The 20,825-nt window shown below is 70.7% G+C and carries 18 protein-coding genes; 8 read left to right on the top strand and 10 right to left on the bottom strand.

The features are described 5' to 3' along the window. Positions 1 to 245: 245 nt before the first annotated feature. From ACWCXC_RS29785 to ACWCXC_RS29770, 4 genes are all read right to left on the bottom strand, one after another. A complete protein-coding gene (locus ACWCXC_RS29785) occupies positions 246 to 488 on the bottom strand; it encodes a hypothetical protein (protein ID WP_450891052.1) in 243 nt (80 codons plus the stop codon). 536 nt (positions 489 to 1,024) lie between these two features. Then, positions 1,025 to 2,494 carry a hypothetical protein gene (locus tag ACWCXC_RS29780; protein WP_450891051.1) on the bottom strand — a complete coding sequence of 490 codons (1,470 nt, stop codon included), beginning with the start codon at positions 2,492 to 2,494 and terminating at the stop codon, positions 1,025 to 1,027. Next, positions 2,491 to 3,840, bottom strand: a complete 1,350-nt coding sequence (locus tag ACWCXC_RS29775) for a KGGVGR-motif variant AAA ATPase (protein ID WP_450891050.1) — start codon at positions 3,838 to 3,840, stop codon at positions 2,491 to 2,493. Before ACWCXC_RS29775 ends, ACWCXC_RS29780 begins: the two co-directional genes overlap by 4 nt. Next, positions 3,837 to 4,313 carry a hypothetical protein gene (locus ACWCXC_RS29770; protein ID WP_450891049.1) on the bottom strand — a complete coding sequence of 159 codons (477 nt, stop codon included), beginning with the start codon at positions 4,311 to 4,313 and terminating at the stop codon, positions 3,837 to 3,839. Before ACWCXC_RS29770 ends, ACWCXC_RS29775 begins: the two co-directional genes overlap by 4 nt. Before the next feature lie 233 nt (positions 4,314 to 4,546). Here ACWCXC_RS29770 and ACWCXC_RS29765 point away from each other — a divergent pair, with 233 nt between their 5' ends. After that, positions 4,547 to 7,438: a glycoside hydrolase family 2 TIM barrel-domain containing protein gene (locus ACWCXC_RS29765; RefSeq protein WP_450891048.1), complete on the top strand. Its 2,892-nt coding sequence runs from the start codon at positions 4,547 to 4,549 to the stop codon at positions 7,436 to 7,438. Between the two features lie 60 nt (positions 7,439 to 7,498). On the opposite strand, the gene ACWCXC_RS29760 is transcribed toward ACWCXC_RS29765, so the two are convergent. Beyond that, positions 7,499 to 8,557 carry a rhamnogalacturonan acetylesterase gene (locus ACWCXC_RS29760; protein ID WP_450891047.1) on the bottom strand — a complete coding sequence of 353 codons (1,059 nt, stop codon included), beginning with the start codon at positions 8,555 to 8,557 and terminating at the stop codon, positions 7,499 to 7,501. A gap of 204 nt (positions 8,558 to 8,761) precedes the next feature. On the opposite strand from ACWCXC_RS29760, the gene ACWCXC_RS29755 reads away from it, so the two are divergent. Further along, positions 8,762 to 9,697 (top strand): pseudouridine synthase, encoded by a 936-nt coding sequence (locus tag ACWCXC_RS29755; RefSeq protein WP_450683447.1) that lies wholly within the window; start codon positions 8,762 to 8,764, stop codon positions 9,695 to 9,697. Positions 9,698 to 9,710: 13 nt separating this feature from the next. Here ACWCXC_RS29755 and ACWCXC_RS29750 read toward each other — a convergent pair whose 3' ends face one another. From ACWCXC_RS29750 to ACWCXC_RS29740, 3 genes are all read right to left on the bottom strand, one after another. Beyond that, positions 9,711 to 10,340 (bottom strand): MBL fold metallo-hydrolase, encoded by a 630-nt coding sequence (locus tag ACWCXC_RS29750; protein ID WP_450891046.1) that lies wholly within the window; start codon positions 10,338 to 10,340, stop codon positions 9,711 to 9,713. Next, the gene (locus tag ACWCXC_RS29745; RefSeq protein ID WP_450683449.1) at positions 10,340 to 11,425 is read right to left on the bottom strand and encodes an S-(hydroxymethyl)mycothiol dehydrogenase; all 1,086 of its coding nucleotides are present in this window, start codon (positions 11,423 to 11,425) and stop codon (positions 10,340 to 10,342) included. The genes ACWCXC_RS29750 and ACWCXC_RS29745 overlap by 1 nt, the downstream gene beginning before the upstream one ends. Positions 11,426 to 11,592: 167 nt before the next feature. After that, entirely contained in the window at positions 11,593 to 12,294 is a 702-nt protein-coding gene (locus tag ACWCXC_RS29740) for a FadR/GntR family transcriptional regulator (protein ID WP_450683450.1), read from the bottom strand. Between the two features lie 156 nt (positions 12,295 to 12,450). Here ACWCXC_RS29740 and ACWCXC_RS29735 point away from each other — a divergent pair, with 156 nt between their 5' ends. From ACWCXC_RS29735 to ACWCXC_RS29725, 3 genes are all read left to right on the top strand, one after another. Then, a complete protein-coding gene (locus tag ACWCXC_RS29735) occupies positions 12,451 to 12,960 on the top strand; it encodes a gluconokinase (protein ID WP_450683451.1) in 510 nt (169 codons plus the stop codon). Between the two features lie 11 nt (positions 12,961 to 12,971). Beyond that, entirely contained in the window at positions 12,972 to 14,369 is a 1,398-nt protein-coding gene (locus ACWCXC_RS29730; protein WP_450683452.1) for a GntP family permease, read from the top strand. Between the two features lie 70 nt (positions 14,370 to 14,439). After that, the gene (locus ACWCXC_RS29725; protein WP_450683453.1) at positions 14,440 to 14,871 is read left to right on the top strand and encodes an ASCH domain-containing protein; all 432 of its coding nucleotides are present in this window, start codon (positions 14,440 to 14,442) and stop codon (positions 14,869 to 14,871) included. A 127-nt stretch (positions 14,872 to 14,998) separates the two neighbouring features. On the opposite strand, the gene ACWCXC_RS29720 is transcribed toward ACWCXC_RS29725, so the two are convergent. Then, complete coding sequence (locus ACWCXC_RS29720) at positions 14,999 to 16,228, bottom strand: FUSC family protein (protein WP_450683454.1); 1,230 nt, start codon at positions 16,226 to 16,228, stop codon at positions 14,999 to 15,001. A gap of 96 nt (positions 16,229 to 16,324) precedes the next feature. Beyond that, the gene (locus ACWCXC_RS29715; RefSeq protein ID WP_450683455.1) at positions 16,325 to 17,980 is read right to left on the bottom strand and encodes an FAD-binding dehydrogenase; all 1,656 of its coding nucleotides are present in this window, start codon (positions 17,978 to 17,980) and stop codon (positions 16,325 to 16,327) included. Positions 17,981 to 18,199: 219 nt separating this feature from the next. On the opposite strand from ACWCXC_RS29715, the gene ACWCXC_RS29710 reads away from it, so the two are divergent. The 3 genes from ACWCXC_RS29710 to ACWCXC_RS29700 all read left to right on the top strand — a co-directional run bounded on the left by ACWCXC_RS29710 (position 18,200) and on the right by ACWCXC_RS29700 (position 20,615). Further along, positions 18,200 to 19,093, top strand: coding sequence for a DMT family transporter (locus tag ACWCXC_RS29710; protein ID WP_450683456.1), 894 nt, complete (start codon positions 18,200 to 18,202; stop codon positions 19,091 to 19,093). A 90-nt stretch (positions 19,094 to 19,183) separates the two neighbouring features. After that, complete coding sequence (locus ACWCXC_RS29705) at positions 19,184 to 19,813, top strand: TetR/AcrR family transcriptional regulator (RefSeq protein WP_450683457.1); 630 nt, start codon at positions 19,184 to 19,186, stop codon at positions 19,811 to 19,813. Positions 19,814 to 19,841: 28 nt separating this feature from the next. Continuing rightward, a complete protein-coding gene (locus ACWCXC_RS29700) occupies positions 19,842 to 20,615 on the top strand; it encodes a glucose 1-dehydrogenase (RefSeq protein WP_450683458.1) in 774 nt (257 codons plus the stop codon). Positions 20,616 to 20,825 lie beyond the last annotated feature (210 nt).

Raw genomic sequence — 20,825 nt, 5'->3', positions numbered from 1 at the left:
CCCACGGCCGCGACTCCCTCTTCCCCACGCACCAATCAACGAGCGATCAAGCTGACCGTCACACCATCAGACACTTCTGTTAGCGGCTCTAAGCGGCGCACAGATACAGCTTGCCCTCGCCGGTTGCGTGCTCGGTGATGTCCGTGAGCCACAGCTGGTTCGGACCGTCCGCGGTGAAGTCCCGCCGCACCAGGTTATCGTGGACCGGCGGCCCGGCCTTGGCGTCCTTCCCGCGCCCCCTGCGCTTACCGAAGGCACTTCACCAGCCGTTGTCCCCGGCAGATCCGCCAGGCGGTCCGCTCGGCCATCACCTCACCGGCGACGCATGCTTCGTCGAGAGGGAAGCGGTGGCCGAACTCAGGATCGTCGCGGTGCGCATCGGACAAGGCGTTGGCCCGGTTCGCCTCGGTCAAATCGGCGTCGGTGACCAGCCGGTCCAGCCACAGGTAGTAGGGCTGGCGGGCCAGCCCGAGTACCCTGCACGTCACCGCCACTGGCACCCGGCAAGAGGCAGCGGCGGCGGCCAGCTCGCGGACGAGCGGGCACACCATTTTGCCGGCAGGTTCGCCTGCGACAGATACGCCGCCGCCCTCCTGAGCACCTCGTTATCCTGCTTCAGCAGCCGGATCCGCTTCCGCGCCTCGCACGGTTCGGCCGACTCACCCGGTGCCGTTGCGGGCCTGGCGCCGTCGTCTGTGTCGGCGCAGCGCAGCTACTTCGACAGCGTGATCGGGTGGACACCGAAATCAGCGGCGATCTGTTCCCAAGGTGACGCCGGGCTCGCGGTTGCACGCGACCCGCACGACGTCCTCGCGGAACTCCTTGGGATACGGCTTGGGCACCGCGACATCCTTCCGGGCCGCCTCTCAGCAAGCCAGGTCAGGTATCACCCAACTCTGCAGCAGCCCCCTTCGAGGTCCCCAACTTTTCGCCCGAAACCTTAGCCAAGGACGCAGCCGAAGTCCCACTCTGCCAGCCCTTAGCAAGAAACCATGAAACGGAGATATGCTAAAAAGCAAAGCATTCAGGACTGCACCTTTGGAACTCCTCCCTTACGCCCAATGGAAAACGCGATACGGTAGACATCCGGCAGGTCGATCCGACCATCTTTGCGCCGCCGCATCACGCCGAGTGCAATCAACTCGTCGATCAGACGCAAATAGTCGTCTGGATACCGAGGGCCGGTTCGCACTTCCGCACCGTTACCCGAAGCGCTAGCCCGGTCCGACTCGCGCTGGAGTTGCACTGTCAGGTCAGCCTCATCCCAGCGTCCCAACAAAAGATTCTGGTCGATCGGAACCTGCTGGCCGTTCAAGGGGGCAATGGCGGTATGCACCCACGGCATGTCCTCTCGGATTTCGCCGACGCGTGTACGAGATGCGGATTGAACACCACGCCGGATACCCTCGTGATGAATAGCATATGGGTGAGCCGCATAATCGCTGCGCGTCTCATTTACCGCCATCCCCAGAGCATTTAGAAAACTGCGCGGACTAACCTGCTCGACCCCGTCCATGAGATGATTGGGCAACCAGGTGTATGTAATTCCCTTACGGAAATTTGCTCCCATGTAAGCGCCCGCCAGTCGCCCAAACATATCGGACTGAGTCCCTTGATCACCAAGCAACGCGGGAGGCAAGAGGTGTCGACCATGCGTATGCTCGGTCCAGCCTGTCTGCAATGCGCGGAAACGCCACGCACCCTCACTATCGTAGTTGCCAAGGTAATGGAAAAAGAGGCCGTAAAGGTTGGTAGTACTCCACTTCAAGCTGGCCGCATTGGCCGTCAGCTTCGAGGCGTCAGGGAAATGCAGCAGTGCACCGTCAAACATGTCAGGTCGAATGAAGATCTTGCAGCGAATGTTCCTCGTCCCCAGACGCATCTCTAGAGCAAGTTGCAAGATGCCAGCGACAAGGCGATCAGCTTGGCCGCGGTCTCGGTGCAGGTGCTCAAGCGCATCGAAAAGGACCAGATGCGTAGCCTTCTCGGCCAAGGCCTGATTATCGGCTTCGGCGATAGTCAGGTCTCGCTCTTCAGGATGCGTCCGAACCCACTCGATGCGTTCGTGCCACTGCATGGGCCTACGAATCTCGGGTTGACCGAGCGCCATGAGCAGGACTGCGTTCCACAAATCGTACGGTGCCACGCCGGCATCCAGCAGGCTCCGCAGCACGTTTGGACTCGGGTAGAGCTGGGGGGCGATTCTCGTGCCGTAACCAGGGTGAACCCTGAGGTGCCTGAGCCGCTCGATACGGTACTCCTCGGAAGCAACCTCTCGCAGTCGATCGTCCAGGAGCGTTCTATACCAGAACGTCTTCCCTACCCCCCGGCCGCCACGTACAACAGTTGTGTCCACGTGAAGTGCCAACCGATGACTGTCTGGCGTGAAAAGATTCGAGAGTGTGGGCTGTACCGTGTCCGCATCCTGCGCATCAGGGAGTGCCGCAGTCAGCAGGTCTCGGTACTCTTCGGCTCCAAGCGGGGTAGTCATCATGACACTTCCATCATAAGGCGAGTAGCGGTTTCCAGAAATGATTCGTAGGCAGTTTGAACAAACGAGCGATCATCCCAGCCAGATGTCGTAGCGACATCGAGACCGACGAGTTCCAAGGTAAACAAGATGGGAATTGGCGCGTGCGGCGCCGACTCATCCTCTGGGCTAGGATTGAAACCTGATGCATCATCACCGGAAAGGTCGTCGTAAAGAACAGAGAAGCAGGACCAGGCGTGGTCACGAAACGCTTCCAAATACTGACCCTTGGGGCGGTCCGGCGAATCTGGAACCATCGAGGCGATCATTCGCAACTTCTCTCGAATCGCAGGGGCCTGCCCCGAAGAGCGCCACGCTGCAAAAAGGTCCCGGTAACCCTCCCATGTCTGCCGGTTATCACTACCGAAGAGAAGCGCCAAGTCGCAGAGGCGTGAGAGGGTGACTGCCGCAATGTCGTGAATACCGGCCCGGCTGTCGATAATCACGACATCCGGGCGTCGACTCGCCCTAGCGACGGCCTCTTCGCATGCACTGACAGCAGCCTCCAGTCGATCTGCAAAATCAGAGAATCGTTCACTGGGCACGTCGGCGTAGACACGGTTGAGCTTCTCAACGTAGGTGTATTCGGTTCCAGGGACTCCCCTCCCACGGGCTGGTGCGACCCAGAGTTCACCGTTGCCCTTGACCTGCACATGAGTAGCCTGCGCCACGAGGTCCAAGCCCTCGTCGTTTTCCAAGGCCGACTCCACGAGTTGGTCGACAATGCCGTACTGAGGGAGCTGATCCTCTGCGACTAGCAACGGGCCCGAGCCAGGGGACTCCAGGTCCAAGTCGGCGACGAGTACACAATGCCCCAGGTCAGCGAGATGCTTGGCAAGCATGAAGGTAGCCGTGGATCGACCCACGCCGCCTTTGATCCCGAAGACGGCCGTGCGTGCTGTACGGACTCCGCCGGCTTCTGCCAGGGGAGTGCTTACCTTGGCCCAGTCCTCTCCTACAACAGTGTTCTCTAGAACATGAATCTGACCCTCCTCACGCCCTGGGGTGTAACCGACCAGCGGAGAGAGCCGCGACGAAGCAAACAGGGAATCAGGTTGGAAGAGGTCGGAGGCAAAGACGACGGGCCTGTCGGTCGCATACTTGCCGAGAGTAGTTACGAGCCGATCTCGCCAGCGCTCGGCCCCCCCAGCATCGATTGAGGTCGCGCGGTCGTCCACGAGCAGGGAGAACCTTCCCAGGATGTCCCTGACGAGTAGAACATCAACCCCTGCAGCAGCAGCCTCGCGGGCAGCAGCCTCCGCAAGCGGTCGAGCCTGGTCAAAGCGGACCGGATCGGTCTGGTAGGTCACGTGAGCACTCCCGTGATGAGCGCCTGCTGGTGCAGACTGAGAATCTGTTGCGCCGCTGCCCTGCGCTCGCGAACTACGGCCTCATCCGCAGCGGCCCCATCAAGGTAGCGATCTTCCACGGCCCAGGTATCAAAGGGCGCCGAGGCCGAGAGCACACCGGACAGTATGCTTCCGCCCCGGCCATGCAGGAGAAGCGCCACGTCGGTCCACAGGCCGGGAAGGTGACCGAAGTGGCGGGGCTTACCCGCCGCATCAGGAACCCAAGGTTTCGTACTGGGCGGCCTGCCCTGTTTGGTCGGATTCATTGACACCTGCGTGTACCGAAGGATCACACTCTTCAGAGCGCACTCCACCGCGAAGCCGAAGTGGTGGTCGGCATTGGGCAGTCGGCCGCCATCGTGGAGATAGACTGCATCATCATGGTGGCGCGTCGCAGCACGCGCAAAATGGTCTTCCGTCGAAGTCTGGGGCACGGCGAGATCCTAGTCCGGGTTGCGGAATGACAGACGCGCTAGCTTGAGGTGCTAGTGCCCTTTATCGGGCATGGGGGGCAAGCCCCCCTCGGACACCACATGAGATGCCGATCAGGAGCGATCCTGGTCGGTCTTTCGCGTTGTCCGGGCACAGTGCGCCCCCACCCTTGTTGAAACGGTTCATTCGCGGTTAGCGTCAGCTCCGAGACGGGTGATTCCTAACGAGGAGATCCATGAGTCGCACCGACACCACCGCACTGACCTGGTTCGAGGACCCGAGCCCCGGTTCGGGCGGGCTACCGCCCCGGGCCCGGTCCGCGGTGTCCGACGCCCGGCGGATGTCCCTGAACGGCACCTGGGCCTTCCGGCTCTCGCCCGGGGCCGGGAGCGAGGACGAGTCGTTCGCCGGGACCGGCTTCGACGCCTCTGACTGGGGAACGGTCGCCGTGCCCGGACACTGGGTGCTTCAGGGAGCCGGGGGCGCTCCCGCGTACACGAACGTGGTCTATCCCTTCCCCGTCGATCCGCCGCGGGTGCCGGACGAGAATCCGACGGGCGACCATCTGCGGACCTTCGAGCTGCCCGCCGACTGGCCCGAGGACGGGGAGGCGGTGCTGCGTTTCGAGGGGGTGGAGTCCTGTGCCCGGGTGTGGCTGAACGGGGAGCGGCTGGGCGACTTCAAGGGCTCCCGGCTGCCGCACGAGTTCGCCGTGGGGCCGCTGCTGCGGGCCGGGGAGAACGTCCTGGCCGTACGGGTGCACGCCTGGTCGTCGGGCAGTTATCTGGAGGACCAGGACCAGTGGTGGCTGCCGGGGATCTTCCGTGACGTGACCCTGGAGCACCGGCCGCCGGGCTCCGCGCGGGACTTCTTCGTGCACGCCGGCTACGACCACCGGGACGGGACGGGCACCCTGCGGGTGGAGTGCGAGGGGGCCGGGGGCCGGGTCCTCGTGCCTGAGCTGGGTCTCGACCTCGCCACCGGGGAGCCGGCGACGGTACCGGTCGAGCCGTGGACCGCCGAGACGCCCCGGCTGTACGACGCCGAGCTGGCGACGCCCGGCGAACGCGTCCCGCTGCGGATCGGGTTCCGCACGGTCGCCGTCGAGGACGGCCTGATCAAGGTCAACGGGCGGCGGCTGCTCTTCCGCGGGGTCAACCGGCACGAGTTCCACCCGGAGACCGGGCGCACCGTCGACGCGGCGACCATGCGCCGCGATCTGGTGCTGATGAAGCGGCACAACATCAACGCGGTCCGCACCAGCCACTACCCGCCGCACCCCGATTTCCTGGACCTCTGCGACGAGCTGGGCCTGTGGGTGATCGACGAGTGCGATCTGGAGACGCACGGCTTCGTCGACCTGGAGTGGCGCGGCAATCCGGTCGACGACGCGCGGTGGACCCCGGCGCTGCTGGACCGGGCCGCCCGGATGGTCGAGCGGGACAAGAACCACGCCTCGGTGATCATCTGGTCGCTGGGCAACGAGTGCGGCACCGGCGAGGGCCTGACCGCGATGGCCCGCTGGATCCGCGGCCGGGACCCCGAGCGACTGCTGCACTACGAGGGCGATCTGTCGTGCAAGGACGTCGACTTCTACTCCCGGATGTATCCGACGCACGCCGAGGTCGAGCTGATCGGCCGGCGCGCGGAGGAGCCGTGGCCGGACGCGGAGCTGGACGCGCGCAGGCGCGCGATGCCGTTCGTCATGTGCGAGTACGCGCACGCGATGGGCAACGGACCGGGCGGGCTCAGTGAGTACCAGCGGCTCTTCGAGCGGTACGAGCGCTGCCAGGGCGGCTTCGTCTGGGAGTGGATCGACCACGGCATCGCCCATCCCCGGCACGGTTTCGCCTACGGCGGGGACTTCGGCGAGGAGCTGCACGACGGGAACTTCGTCTGCGACGGGCTGCTCTTCCCCGACCGCACCCCCTCCCCCGGCCTCGTCGAGTACAAGAAGGTCGTCGAGCCGGTGCGGATCGCCCCGGGCCCCGGGGCGGGCGCGTTCACCGTGACCAACGGGTACGACTTCTCGGGAACCGGGCACCTGGAGTTCCTCTGGTCGCACGAGGTGGACGGGGTGCTCGTCGCCTCGGGCACCCTGGACGTCCCGGAGCTGGCCCCGGGCGACTCGGCCGAGGTGGTGCCCGGCGGCAGCGGCGGAGCGGACGGCGTGTGGACGGTGCGGGCGGTGCTCGCCGAGGACACCGCCTGGGCCGGGCGCGGGCACGTGGTGGCCTGGGGCCAGGCCGAACGCGGCGCCCCCGCCGCCCCCGCCCCGGCCGCCGGCGAACGCCCCGTGCGCTCCGGCGGGCGGATCACCCTGGGTCCGGGGGTCTTCGACGCGGCGACCGGGACCCCGGTCCGCATCGGGGACGTTCCCGTGGAGGGGCTGCGGCTGGATGTGTGGCGGGCGCCCACGGACAACGACAACGGCGCGGCGTGGCAGCCGGACGAGCGGTACGGGTTGCGCTGGCGGGAGTGGGGGCTGCACCGGATGCGGCACCGGACCGACGCGGTGGAGGCGGACGGGGACGCGCTGGTGGTGCGGACCCGGGTGGCTCCGGCCGGGCAGGACGTGGGGCTGCGGGCGGTGTACCGCTGGACCGCCGCCGGGAACCGGCTGGGGCTGACGGTGTCCGTGGTGCCGGAGGGCGACTGGCGGGTGCCGCTGCCCCGGCTGGGGATCGGCTTCGCGCTGCCCGCGGAGTGCGGTGAGGTGCGCTGGCTGGGCGGCGGTCCGGGCGAGGCGTATCCGGACACCCGGGCCGCCGCGCTGCTCGGGCGGTGGCACGCGGACGTGGACGCGCTCCAGACGCCGTACGTCCGGCCGCAGGAGAACGGGGCGCGGGCCGGTGTCCGGTGGGCCGAGCTGACGGACGGGGGCGGCCGGGGGCTGCGGGCCGAGGGCGTCACGCCCTTCTGGTTCACGGCACGGCGCTGGACGGACCGGGACCTGGACGCGGCGGAGCACCGGACGGACCTGGTGGCCGGGGACCGGGTCCATGTCCATCTGGACCACGCCCTCCAGGGCATCGGCTCGCAGTCGTGCGGTCCGGGTGTGCTCCCGGAGTACCGGCTCGACGCGGCGCCGGCGGAGTTCTCGTTCGTCTTCTCCGCGCCGCTCTAGCCCGCGCCACCGCCCCTTCCCGCACCGCCCCGGGCCGGTGCGGGAAGGGGCGGGACCCGGTCAGCGGAAGAGGTGGGCGGGCAGCAGGTGCTGGTCGCGCAGGGAGTCCCGGACCAGGGCGGCGAACTCGGTGGCCCCGGCCTCGGAGGTGTGGGTGTTGTCCCGCTTCTCGTCGGTGAGGTAGAGCGCCTTGGACGCCTCGGGACCCAGTTCCTCGACGCGCCGGCGGGTGAGCGCGGTGAGGTCGACGAGCGGCACGTCCTGTTCGGCGGCGAGCCGCCGGATCTGTGCGGGCAGGTCGACGCCGAGGCCGTTGACCAGCAGGGCGGTGCCGTTGTCGAGGGTGCCGTCGGCGTTGAACCAGCGGCGGACGACCGGGGTGACGAGCACCGGCCGGCCGCCCTCGGCGCGAATCCCCTCGACCAGGGTGGTGAGGTTGGCGCGGTAGGCGGCCTCGGTCGTCTGCTTGTCGTTGTGGGCGAGCTGGATCAGTACGGTGTCGCCGCGCCGGATGAGCGGGCGGACGGTGGCGAAGAGCCGGGGGTCGTCGAGGTAGGTCTGCGAACTCTCGCCGGAGTCGGCGTGGTTGGCGACGGAGAGGCCGGCCCGGAAGAACCGGGGCAGCTCCTGGCCCCAGCCGGTGTAGGGGGCGGTGGCCTGGTCGCAGACGGTCGAGTCGCCGATCAGGAGGAGCTGCGGGGCGCGCGGGGCGGGGGCCACGTGCAGACCGGACAGGAGGGGCGCCGGGCCGGAGAACACGAGGTCCAGCCCCGGGCTGCCGCTCGCGCCGGTGGGTTCGCCCTCCGGCTCGCGTACGTCGACGGTGAACGAGCGCACCACCGTGCGGCCCGCCGCGGTCGCCGTCTCGGGAAGCAGGGTGCGCCGGGCCTCGGCGGTCACCGTCGTCCGGCCCTCGGTGGCGCCGCCGAGGCGTGCGGTGACCCGGTAGGTGCCGGGGGCCACGTCGACATGGCAGACCACCGGGGCGCCGCCCGCGCAGCCGGCCGGAAGTCCGCTCGCGGCGGGGGCGGCGTCGTCGGCCGCGGCGGGGGTGGCGAGGGCGACCGCGGCGGCGAGAGCGGTCAGCAGGGCGGGTCCGGTTCTGCGGGCGGGGGTCATGCGGGGCTCCTTCGGGAGACGGGTGCGGGTGCGCGGAGCGGGCGCCGCAGGACGGCCCCTCCGCCCGCGCAAGCGCTTTCTACCCCACCCGCACCCGGATTGAATCCTTTCAGCATCAGGAGTTCCGCGCCGCTGTCCGACCCGGCGCTGTGGGAGGATTTCCGGCACCATGACAACCAGTGCGAGACCGTCCGGCGGACCCCGATGAGGGGCCGGGCGAAGCCCCCGGTCCCCCCGCTCCCGCAGCACCTGGGGGTCGACCCGGTCCGGGTGCGGCTCCCCGAGGACCCGGCGGGCGCCTGGGCCACGGTCGGGGACCATCTGCGGGAGCGCTTCGGGGGCGCGGTCGGCGCGGACCGGGTCGACGCGATGCTGGCCCGGGGCCGGTTCGTCGCGGTGGACGGGCCGGTGACGGGCGACGAGCCGTACGCGGCGGGCCGGTACCTCTGGTTCCACCGGGATTTCGCGCCGGAGGAGCCCGTGCCCTTCCCCCTCGCGGTCGTCCACCGGGACGCGCGTCTGGTCGTGGCGGACAAGCCGCACTTCCTGGCGACCACACCGCGCGGCAGCCACATCACGGAGACGGCGGTCGCCCGGCTCCGCCGTGAGCTGGGGCTCCCCGGCCTCCAGCCCGCCCACCGGCTGGACCGGCTGACGGCGGGGCTGGTGCTGTTCGTGGTGCGGGCCGGCGACCGGGGCGCGTACCAGACGCTGTTCCGGGACCGGCTGGTGCGCAAGGAGTACGAGGCGATCGCCCCGTACGATCCCCGGCTGGTCCTCCCCCGGACCGTGCGCAGCCGGATCGTGAAGGAGCGCGGGGTGATCACCGCCCGGGAGGAGCCGGGCGAGCCGAACAGCGAGAGCCGGATCGAGCTGCTGGAGCACCGGGGCGGCCTCGGGCGCTACCGGCTGCTGCCCGCCACCGGGCGGACGCATCAGTTGCGCGTCCACATGAACGCGCTGGGCCTGCCGCTGCTGCACGATCCGCTCTACCCGGCCGTCGTGCCCGAGGGCACGGCCGAGGACTTCGCGCGCCCGCTGCAACTGCTGGCGCGGGTGCTGGAGTTCACCGATCCGGTCACGGGAGAGCCGCGCCGCTTCGAGAGCGGGCTGCGGCTCTCCGCGTGGCCGGAGGGCTGAGGACCGTGGCGGGTCAGTGACCCCGGGCGATCCACTCGTCCAGGTGCGGGGCCTCCGCGCCGATCGTCGTGGAGTCGCCGTGCCCGGTGCGGACGGTGGTCTCCGGGGGCAGGGCGAGGAGGCGGTCCCGGATGGAGCCGATGATCGTCGGGAAGTCCGAGAAGGACCGGCCGGTGGCGCCGGGGCCGCCCTGGAAGAGGGTGTCCCCGGTGAAGACGGTGCCGAGCGCGGGGGCGTGGAGGCAGACCGCTCCGGGGGCGTGGCCGGGGGTGTGCAGGACGGTCAGCACGGTGCCGGCGACGGTGATCTCCTGGCCGTCGGCCAGGGTGCCGTCGGGCTCCCGGTCCGGGTAGGTCCGCTTCCACAGCGGCAGGTCGTCGGGGTGGAGCAGGACGGGCGCGCCGGTGGCGGCGGCGAGCGCCGGGGCGGCGTCGATGTGGTCGTTGTGCGCGTGGGTGCAGATGATGGCGCGCAGGGTGCGTCCGCCGAGCGCGGCCTCGATGGCGGCGGCGTCGTGGGCGGCGTCGATGACGACGGCCTCGGTGTCGTCCCCGACGATCCAGACGTTGTTGTCGACGTCCCACTCGCCGCCGTCGAGGGCGAAGGTGCCCGAGGTGACGAGGTGGTCGATGCGGGCGGCCATCAGAGGACCACCACCGAGCGCAGCACGTCGCCGTCGTGCATCCGGGCGAATGCCTGCTCGACGTCGCCGAGGCCGATGGTCTCGGTGACGAACGCGCCGAGGTCGATGCGGCCCTGCTGGTGGAGGTCGATCAGCATCGGGAAGTCGCGCGAGGGGAGGCAGTCGCCGTACCAGGAGGACTTGAGGGAGCCGCCGCGGCCGAAGACGTCCAGCAGCGGGAGTTCGAGCTTCATCTCCGGGGTGGGGACGCCGACCAGGACGACGGTGCCGGCGAGGTCGCGGGCGTAGAAGGCCTGTTCGTACGTCTCGGGGCGGCCGACCGCCTCGATGACGACATCGGCGCCGTGGCCGCCGGTGAGCGCGCGGACGGCCTCGACCGGGTCGGTGGCGCGGGAGTTGACGGTGTGCGTGGCGCCCATCGTCTTGGCGGTCTCCAGCTTGCGGTCGTCGATGTCGACCGCGATGATCTTCGCCGCTCCGGCCAGTCGGGCGCCGACGACCGCCGCGTCACCGACGCCGCCGCAGCCGATGACGGCGACCGAGTCGCCGCGGCCGACCTGGCCGGTGTTGATGGCGGCGCCGATGCCGGCCATGACGCCGCAGCCCAGCAGTCCCGCCACGGCCGGGGAGACCTCGGGGTCGACCTTGGTGCACTGGCCGGCGGCGACGAGGGTCTTCTCCGCGAAGGCGCCGATGCCGAGCGCCGGGGAGAGCTCCGTGCCGTCCAGGAGGGTCATCTTCTGCCGGGCGTTGTGGGTGTCGAAGCAGTACCAGGGGCGACCGCGCAGACAGGCGCGGCACTGGCCGCAGACGGCCCGCCAGTTCAGGACGACGAAGTCGCCGGGGGCGACGTCGGTGACGCCCTCGCCCACGGACTCCACGACGCCCGCGGCCTCGTGGCCGAGGAGGAAGGGGAACTCGTCGTTGATGCCGCCCTGCTTGTAGTGCAGATCGGTGTGGCAGACGCCGCAGGCCTGGATCTTCACCACGGCCTCGCCCGGTCCCGGGTCCGGGATGACGATCGTCTCGACGCGGACCGGCTCGTTCCTGCCCGGTGCGATGACCCCTTGTACGTGCTGCGGCATTCCCGTGGACTCCCTTTCCCGACATGTCCTGGGACCGACCCGGACCGGTTTCGTCCGCCGGATCGGTCTCGGACCACCGTACGCGCCCGGGGGCCGCGGGGACGTACCGCGGGGCGCTCGCCGCACGGCCGGGGCGCCGCCCGTCCGGGCCGGCGGGCCGGGGCGCGTCAGGGGGCCAGGACGTCCAGTTCGTGCAGGGCGCCCGTGGCGATCTCCTTGGTGAGGCGCTCGGCCGCGGCGGCGTCGCCCTCGCGCACGGCCTCGGCGAGGCGGACGTGCAGGGTGACGGCGGCGGGGTCGGGGTCCTCGAACATGACCTGGTGGTGGGTGCGCCCGGCCAGGACCTCGGCGACCACGTCGCCCAGGCGCGCGAACATCTCGTTGCCGGAGGCGTCCAGGACGATCCGGTGGAACGCGATGTCGTGCTCCAGATAGGCCTCCAGCTGCTGGCCGCGCGAGGTGGCGACCATGCCGAGCGCGCGCTCGGTCAGCTCGGCGCACTGGTGCGCGGTGGCGTTGCGGGCGGCGAGCGAGGCGGCGACGGGTTCGATCGCGGAGCGCAGCACGGTCAGCGAGCGCAGTTGCCGGGGCCGGTCGGCGCCGGCCAGGCGCCAGCGGATGACCTGCGGGTCGTAGACGTTCCACGCCTCGGTGGGGCGTACGGTCACGCCGACCCGGCGCCGGGACTCCACCAGGTGCATGGACTCCAGGACCCGGATCACCTCGCGCACGACCGTACGGGAGACGTCGAAGCGCTCCGCCAGCTCGTCGGTGCGCAGCACGCGGCCGGGCGGATGCTCCCCGGCCGCGATCTCCAGGCCCAGGGTGTCCAGCACATGTGTATGCAGCCCCTGGCCCTGTGTGGTCATGACCCCAGCGTACGGGGGTGGTTCCGGGCGGCCACCGCCGGAACAAAAAGTACGACGTTTATGTCACAGCATCTTGAATAAGTCGTACGTATAGGTTTCAGTAGCGCGACGGACCGATGTCGAGGACGACATCGAGGAAGACAGCGAGGCACCGACATGAGCACCCCCCACGTCGTCGTGGTGATGGGCGTCGCAGGAACCGGCAAGACCACGATCGGCCCCCTGCTCGCCGACGCCCTGGGCGTCCCCTACGCCGAGGGCGACGACTTCCATCCGCCGGCGAACATCGCCAAGATGTCGGCCGGCGTCCCGCTGGACGACGCGGACCGGTGGCCCTGGCTCGACGCGATCGGGCAGTGGGCCCACGGCCGGGCCGGGCTCGGCGGGGTGGTCAGCAGCTCCGCGCTCAAGCGGTCCTACCGCGACCGGCTGCGGGGCGAGGCCCCCGGTGCCGTCTTCCTGCATCTCACCGGCTCCCGCCCGCTGATCGCGGAGCGGATGGCCGGCCGCAAGGGCCATTTCATGCCGACCGCGCTCCTCGACTCGCAGTTCGCCACCCTCGAACCGCTCGCGGACGACGAGGCCGGTGTGGCCGTCGACGTCTCGGGCACCCCCGAGGACATCACCCGGCGAGCCGTCGACGCGCTGCGCCGGCTCCACAGTTAAGGATCATCACCGTGACCAGTCTCAGCGTCGAGACGCTGGCAGCGGACGCCGTCGAACCGATCACCTCGGCCGGCAACGCGCAGTTGGGCATCGCCGTGCTGGCGGGCATCGCCGTCATCGTCGTGCTCATCACCAAGTTCAAGATGCACGCGTTCCTCGCGCTCACCATCGGCTCGCTGGCCCTCGGCTCCTTCGCCGGGGCCGCGCCGGCGAAGACGATAGCGAGCTTCACCGCGGGCCTCGGCTCCACCGTCGCGGGCGTCGGCGTCCTCATCGCGCTCGGCGCGATCCTGGGCAAGCTGCTCGCCGACTCCGGCGGCGCGGACCAGATCGTCGACACGATCCTCGCCAAGGCGAGCGGGCGGGCCATGCCGTGGGCGATGGTCCTGATCGCCTCGATCATCGGCCTGCCGCTGTTCTTCGAGGTCGGCATCGTGCTGCTGATCCCCGTGGTGCTGCTCGTCGCCAAGCGCGGCAACTACTCCCTGATGCGGATCGGGATCCCGGCGCTCGCCGGCCTCTCCGTGATGCACGGCCTGATCCCCCCGCACCCCGGCCCGCTCGTCGCCATCGACGCGCTCGGCGCCAACCTGGGCGTCACCCTGGCCCTGGGCGTGCTGGTCGCCGTGCCGACCGTGATCATCGCGGGTCCGCTCTTCTCCCGGTACGCCGCCCGCTGGGTGGACATCAAGGCGCCCGAGCAGATGATCCCGCAGCGCCCCTCGGAGAACCTGGACCGCCGGCCGAGCTTCGGCGCCACCCTGGCGACGATCCTGCTGCCGGTCGTCCTGATGCTGGTCAAGGCGCTCGTGGACATCGTGGTGGACGATCCCGAGCAGGGTCTCCAGAAGGTCACCGACGTGATCGGCTCGCCGCTGATCGCGCTGCTCGCGGCGGTCGTCGTCGGGATGTTCACGCTGGGCCGGGCGGCCGGGTTCACCCGGGCGCGGCTCTCCACCACCGTGGAGAAGTCCCTCGCCCCGATCGCCGGCGTGCTGCTCATCGTCGGCGCGGGCGGCGGCTTCAAGCAGACCCTGATCGACGCCGGTGTGGGCCAGATGATCCTGGACTTCTCCAAGGACTGGTCGATCCCCGCGCTGCTGCTGGGCTGGCTGATCGCGGTCGCGATCCGGCTGGCCACGGGCTCGGCGACGGTGGCGACCATCTCGGCGGCCGGTCTGGTGGCCCCGCTGGCGGCCGACATGTCGACCTCGCACGCCGCGCTGCTGGTCCTCGCGGTGGGCGCGGGCTCGCTCTTCTTCAGCCATGTCAACGACGCCGGCTTCTGGCTGGTGAAGGAGTACTTCGGCATGGACGTCGGGCAGACGGTGAAGACCTGGTCGGTGATGGAGACGATCATCTCGGTGGTCTCGCTGGTCCTGGTCCTGCTGCTCTCGCTGATCCTCTAGCCGCGCTCGGCGCTCCGGCGCCAACCGCCTCTGGCACCCCCTCCGGCGGAGGGGGTGCCAGACTTGCGTCATGCCGCACCGCGAACCGCTCAAACCCTTCCTGCTCGCCTTCCCCGGCCCGCTGCGGGACCGGCTCGTCGCCGCCGTGCTCGACGGGCGCAAGGTCTCCACGACCGGGCTGCTCGCCGAGTACGAGCAGGAGCGCGAGGACCCCCCGCCGGTCGGCGAGCGGTCCGCCCTGATCGACTCCGGGGGGCGGGAGGTCGCCGTGGTCGAGGTGACCGAGGTGCGGATCGTGCGGCTCGGTGACGTCGACCTCCAGCACGCCGTGGACGAGGGCGAGGGCCACACCTCGGTCGCCGCGTGGCGCGAGGACCACGAGCGGTTCTGGCACAGCGAGGAGATGCGCGAGGCCCTCGGGGACCCGGAGTTCACGGTCGACGACGACACCCGGGTCGTGGCGGAACGGTTCCGGGTCGTGGAACGGCTCGCCACCGGCTGACCGGCGGCGGCGGGCGGGCCGTCCCGGCCCCGATCCGCTCACCCGGCCACCGGACCGGATCCGTCACGGGCCCCACCGGCCCACATCCCTACCGTCCGGCCGTCCCGCCCCGCCGCCACCGACCGCCTCAGCGCCCCGCCGTCCTGCCCGGCCGTTGCGCGGCCAGGCCCAGCCGGCGGCGGACGGCGAGGAGCAGGGGGTGGCGGGTGTGCATCTCGGCCGCGTGCCGGTCGAGTTCCTCGCTCAGGCGTTCGGTCCGCTTCTCGATGTCCAGCTCGTCCAGGATGCGGTCCACCTCAGCGAGCAGCGCCCCGTGCAGCTGCCATTTCCTGGGGTGCTCCTGCACGGCCGCCAGGAGCAGGTCGGCCACCCGGTCGCGGGTCGCGCGGCTGGTGCCGAGGGCCTCGGACAGCCGGGACTCGGCCTCGTCGGCGCTCGCCGCGAGCGGGGTGGTGATGAGCAGCGAGAAACTCTCCACGGCGTCGGCCAGCTGCCCGTACAGGTCGGTCAGACCGGCGGCCACCTCGGCGGGAAAGAGCGGTTCGCCCGCGCGGTCCTTGGCCAGGTCGGTCAGGCTCCTGGCCATCACCCGCTGGACCACCGCGCAGATCTCCAGGGTGTCGAGGCCGGTGCGCAGCACCACGCGGTTCAGCAGGCCCTGGCGCACCCGGGGGTTGAACACCAGGCTCTCCTCGGCCCGGCGCAGCGAGGCGTCCACGGCCACGATGTCGTGGTCGACGCGGCGGGCCCGGTGGAGCCGGTCGGCGGCCTGCTCGACGGTGACCCGGCCGCCCAGGTCGTGGCCGAGGTCGCGGAAGAGTTCGCCCATCCGCCGGGCCAGCCCGTCGATCGAGGCCCCCGCCGTCTGCACCCAGACCGGCGGGGCGAACAGCAGGTTGAACAGCAGCCCCACGCCCGCCCCGATCAGCGTCTCGTAGACGCGCTCCCACGCGGTGTCGGCGACCTGGGTGACGCCGAGGACCAGCATGGCGCTGATCGCCACCTCGGGGACGAACTCGTCGACCCGCACCAGCCGGCCGATGATCAGCGAGGTGAAGATCGTCAGCCCGAGGCTCCACCAGGACAGCCCGACGAGCGCGCTGAAGCCGCTGGCGATGAGCACGCCGACGATGACGGAGTTGACCCGCCGGATGCCGGTGGTCAGCGTGGCGTAGAGGGTGACCTGGACGACGAGGAGCGCGGTGAGCGGGGCGGTCAGGGGCGCGGGGTGGGAGAGCGTCGACGTCGCCACGACATAGGCGATGACCGCCGCGCCCGTGGAGCGCAGCGTCTGTGCGCCCACGGGTTCGGTGGTGCGCCGAACGAGGTTGACCACGGGCTCGGTGACTGCGGGCATGTCCTTTGGCATGCCCGGATCCGCCGCCGCCGCACGGTCGCGGACCCGAACCCCACCGGTACGGCCGTGTCCGGGGCCGCCGTCCCGGCGAAGGGCCTACGCGACCGCGGCCGCGGCGGCCCGCCCGGCCGTGCGGCCGGAGAAGATGCAGCCGCCGAGGAAGGTGCCCTCCAGGGAGCGGTAGCCGTGCACGCCGCCCCCGCCGAATCCGGCCGCCTCACCGGCCGCGTACACCCCGGCCAGCGGGGTGCCGTCCGCGGTCAGGACCCGGGAGGAGAGGTCCGTCTCCAGTCCGCCGAGCGATTTGCGGGTGAGGATGTTGAGCCGTACGGCGATCAGCGGCCCGGCCTTCGGGTCGAGGATGCGGTGCGGGGCGGCGGTGCGGATGAGCTTGTCGCCGAGGTAGCTGCGGGCGCCCCTGATCGCGGTGATCTGGAGGTCCTTGGTGAAGGGGTTGGCGATCTCCCGGTCGCGGGCGGTGATCTCGCGGCGCAGCGCGTCCTCGTCGATGAGCCCGTCCCCGGTGAGCGCGTTCATGCCCCGGACCAGTGCGCCGAGGTCCTTCTCGACGACGAAGTCCACGCCCTTGTCCATGAAGGCGCGCACCGGTCCCGGGACGTCGGCGCGGGCGCGGCCGATCACGTCGCGGATCGACTTGCCGGTCAGATCGGGGTTCTGCTCGGAGCCGGAGAGCGCGAACTCCTTGCCGATGATCCTCTGGTCCAGGACGAACCAGGTGTACTCGTGGCCGGTGCGCATGATGTGTTCGAGGGTGCCGAGCGTGTCGAAACCGGGGAAGAGCGGGACGGGCAGCCGCTTGCCGGTCGCGTCCAGCCAGAGGGACGACGGGCCGGGCAGGATGCGGATGGCGTGCTTGTCCCAGATGGGGTCCCAGTTCTCGATGCCCTCGGTGTAGTGCCACATCCGGTCGCGGTTGATGTGGTGGGCGCCGGCCTCCTCGGCGATGCCGAGCATCAGTCCGTCGACGTGGGCGGGGACGCCGGAGAGGAGCTTGGCGGGCGGGGTGCCGAGCCGGGCCGGCCACTGCGCGCGTACGAGGTCGTGGTTGCCGCCGATGCCGCCGGAGGTGACGATCACGGCCTGGGCGCGCAGCTCGAAGGTGCCGGCGGTCTCCCGGCTGCTCGCGGTCCCGCGCGGGGCGGCGCTCGGTTCCAGGATCTCGCCGGTCACGGTGTCGACGGTGCCCCCGGTGCGGGCGAGGCCGGTGACGCGGTGGCGGAAGCGGAAGGTGACGAGGCCCTTGGCGACGCCCTGGCGGACCCGGCGCTCGAAGGGGGCGACGACACCGGGGCCGGTGCCCCAGGTGATGTGGAAGCGGGGGACGGAGTTGCCGTGGCCGGTGGCGTCGTAGCCGCCGCGCTCGGCCCAGCCCACCACCGGGAACAGCCGCAGGCCCTGGGCGTGCAGCCAGGAACGTTTCTCCCCGGCCGCGAAGTCGACGTACGCCTCGGCCCACTTGCGCGGCCAGTGGTCCTCGTCGCGGTCGAAGCCGGCCGTGCCCAGCCAGTCCTGGAGGGCCAGTTCGCGGCTGTCCTTGATCCTCATGCGGCGCTGCTCGGGCGAGTCGACGAGGAAGAGACCGCCGAAGGACCAGTGGGCCTGGCCGCCGAGCGACTGCTCGGGCTCCTGGTCGAGCAGGATGACCGAGCGGCCCGCGTCGAGGAGTTCGGCGGTGGCGACGAGCCCCGCGAGTCCCGCCCCGATCACGATCACGTCAGCGTCGTACGCCATGGGTTCCGTCCTTGTCGGGGCGACCGGGCCGCGGTCCGGTGGGAGGGCGCGCGCCGCCCGTGACGGCCGGGCGCGACGTTACTGGTGAGTCAGATCTTCGGTACGCGCCGTCCCGGCGTCAACCGTCCGGTCGGCCGCGCCACGGTCGCACCCGGGCGCGCAGACGTTATCGTCGAAACACATCACACCCTCTTTCGGCCCGGCTCGGGGTGGAGAAGCATGTCGGTGCTGGTTCTGGTGCTCGCCGTGGGCGCCGCGTGCTGTCTGGGCTTCGGCTTCGTCCTCCAGCAGGCCGCCGCGCGCCGCGCGCCGCGGCGCGACTACCTCTCGCCCCGGCTGCTGCTGGACCTGATGCGGGTGCCGAGCTGGCTGGCCGGGATCGGTCTGATGGTCTGCGGGATGGTGCTGGGCGCCCTGGCGCTGGGCAAGGGCGAGGTCTCCGTCGTCGAGCCGCTGCTCGCCACCAATCTGCTCTTCGCGATGGCGCTGTCGCGTCACCGCACCGGCCAGCGGCTGGGCCGGCAGGGCTGGGCGGGGCTCTGGCTGCTGGCGGGCGGGGTCGCCGCCTTCCTGGTCGCGGGCGAGCCCCGGGGCGGGCAGGCGGTGTCGAGCCCGCTGCGGCACTGGCTGGTGATCGGGATCGTGGTGGGCCCGGCGCTGCTGCTGACCGCGTGCGCCAAACGCACCCGCTCGGGCGTCTCCCCCGCGCTCCTGGCCGTGGCGGCCGGGCTGCTGTACGGACTCCAGGACGCGCTGACCCGGGTGAGCGGGCAGCGGTTCTCGGACGGCGGCTGGACGGCCCTGGTCACCGGGTGGCAGCCGTACGCGGTGCTGGTGCTGGGCGTCACGGGGCTGATCCTGGTGCAGAGCGCCTTCGAGACGGGCCCTCTGCGGCTGTCGCTCCCGGCGCTGACGGCGGCTCAGCCGCTGGCCGGGATCGCCTGCGGGATCGGCTTCCTGGGCGACCGGGTGCGGACCGACGCCGGGGCGCTGGCCTGGCAGGCGGTCGGGCTGGCGGCGATCGTGGCCGGGATCGTGCTGCTGGGGCTGCATCCGGCGATGCCGGAGGGGCCGGTGGGCGGGCGGCGCGACCGCGATCTCCAGCCGCGCTGAGACCGGGCGGGGCGGAGCGACCGTCCGCTGTCTCGTGTCTCACACCGGCCTGCCCTGGTTATTAATAATGGCCAGCATTACGGTGGCGGTATGGCGAGAACGTCGGGACACGAGACCAGGGAGAAGCTGATCCGGGCGGCGGAGGAGGTCTTCGCCGCACAGGGCACGGACGGCGCGCAGTTGCGCGACATCGTGGCCCTGGCGGGTCAGAGCAACCCCTCGGCGGTGCAGTACCACTTCGGTTCCCGCGCCGGGCTGCTCGACGCCGTGATGGCGGGCCGTCAGGAGCGCACCGAACGGGTCGTGGCCCCCCTGCTGGACGCGCTGCCCGAGGACTGCGGCGTCCCCGGCCTGCTCACCGCGCTGGTGACGGCGGAGGCGAGCCTGCTCGCCGACGACCGGGGCCGGCGCTGTCTGCGGATCTCCGCCCAGCTGAGCCACGAAACCGGTCTGCGGACCGGCCGGCCGCATCCGGCGCTGGACGGCACCGCCTACGGGCGGCTGATCGAACGGATCGCCGGGGCCCTGGAGGAACTGCCCCGGCCGGTCCGGCTGGAGCGGCTGGACCTGGCGCTCACCCTGATCGGCGCGGCGCTGGCCGACCGGGCCCGGCAGGCGCTGGAGGGCACCCGGCCGCTGACCGGACGCGAGCTGTTCCTGGCCGATCTCGTCGCCACCACCACCGCGTTCCTGCACGCCCCGGCGCCCGGGACCGCGTGAACCACCCGCACCGCACGAAGGACATGGCATGACCGAGAAGCACAATCTCACCGACCGGACCGTCGTCATCACCGGGGCCGCCCGCGGCCTGGGCGCCGAGGCCGCGCGCCTCGCCGTGGCGGCCGGAGCCAACGTGGTGATCACGGACGTGCTCGACGAGGAGGGCGCGGCCACCGCCGCCGCGCTGGGCCCGAAGGCCCGCTTCGTCCACCACGACGTGACCTCCGAGGAGGACTGGAACCGCGTCGCCGCGTTCGCCCTCGACACCTTCGGCCGGATCGACGGCCTGGTGAACAACGCCGGGGTCTCGACCGGGCAGCCGCTGGAGACGGAGACCGTCGAGCACTTCCGCAAGGTCATCGACATCAATCTGACGGCCGTGTTCATCGGCATGAAGACGGTGATCCCGGTGATGAAGGAGAACGGCGGCGGCTCGATCGTCAACATCTCCTCGGCGGCCGGGCTGATGGGCCTGGCGCTGACCTCCAGCTACGGCGCGTCGAAGTGGGGCGTGCGCGGGCTGACCAAGGTCGGCGCGGTGGAGCTGGGCACGGCGAAGGTGCGGGTGAACTCCGTGCACCCGGGCATGGTGTACACCCCGATGACCTCGTCCGTGGGCATCCAGCAGGGCGACGGCAACTACCCCAACACCCCGATGGGCCGGGTCGGCGAGGCCGGCGAGATAGCCGAGGCCGTCGTCTTCCTGCTCTCCGACGCCGCCTCGTACGTCACCGGCGCCGAACTGGCCGTGGACGGCGGCTGGACCACCGGTCCGACCGTCAAGTACGTCATGGGGCAGTGACCGGCGGCGGTGTCCGCGGGCTGATGTTGGATGGGGGCATGAATCCCGACGGGGCGAGCGGCCCTTCCGACGAGATCCTGGACATCGTCGACGAGAACGACGTGGTCGTGGGGGCGGGGCCCCCCCGGGCAGGGGCGCCCCGGGGGCCGCCCCCCCCCCGCGGAGTGAGAAAAGGCCGCGGCGCCCCCCCCCCGCGCAAAAAGGGAGAAG

The organism is Streptomyces sp. NPDC001515 (assembly GCF_053597115.1).
Note: the sequence above shows the minus strand (reverse complement) of the source record. Positions and strands in the feature narration are given on the sequence as shown.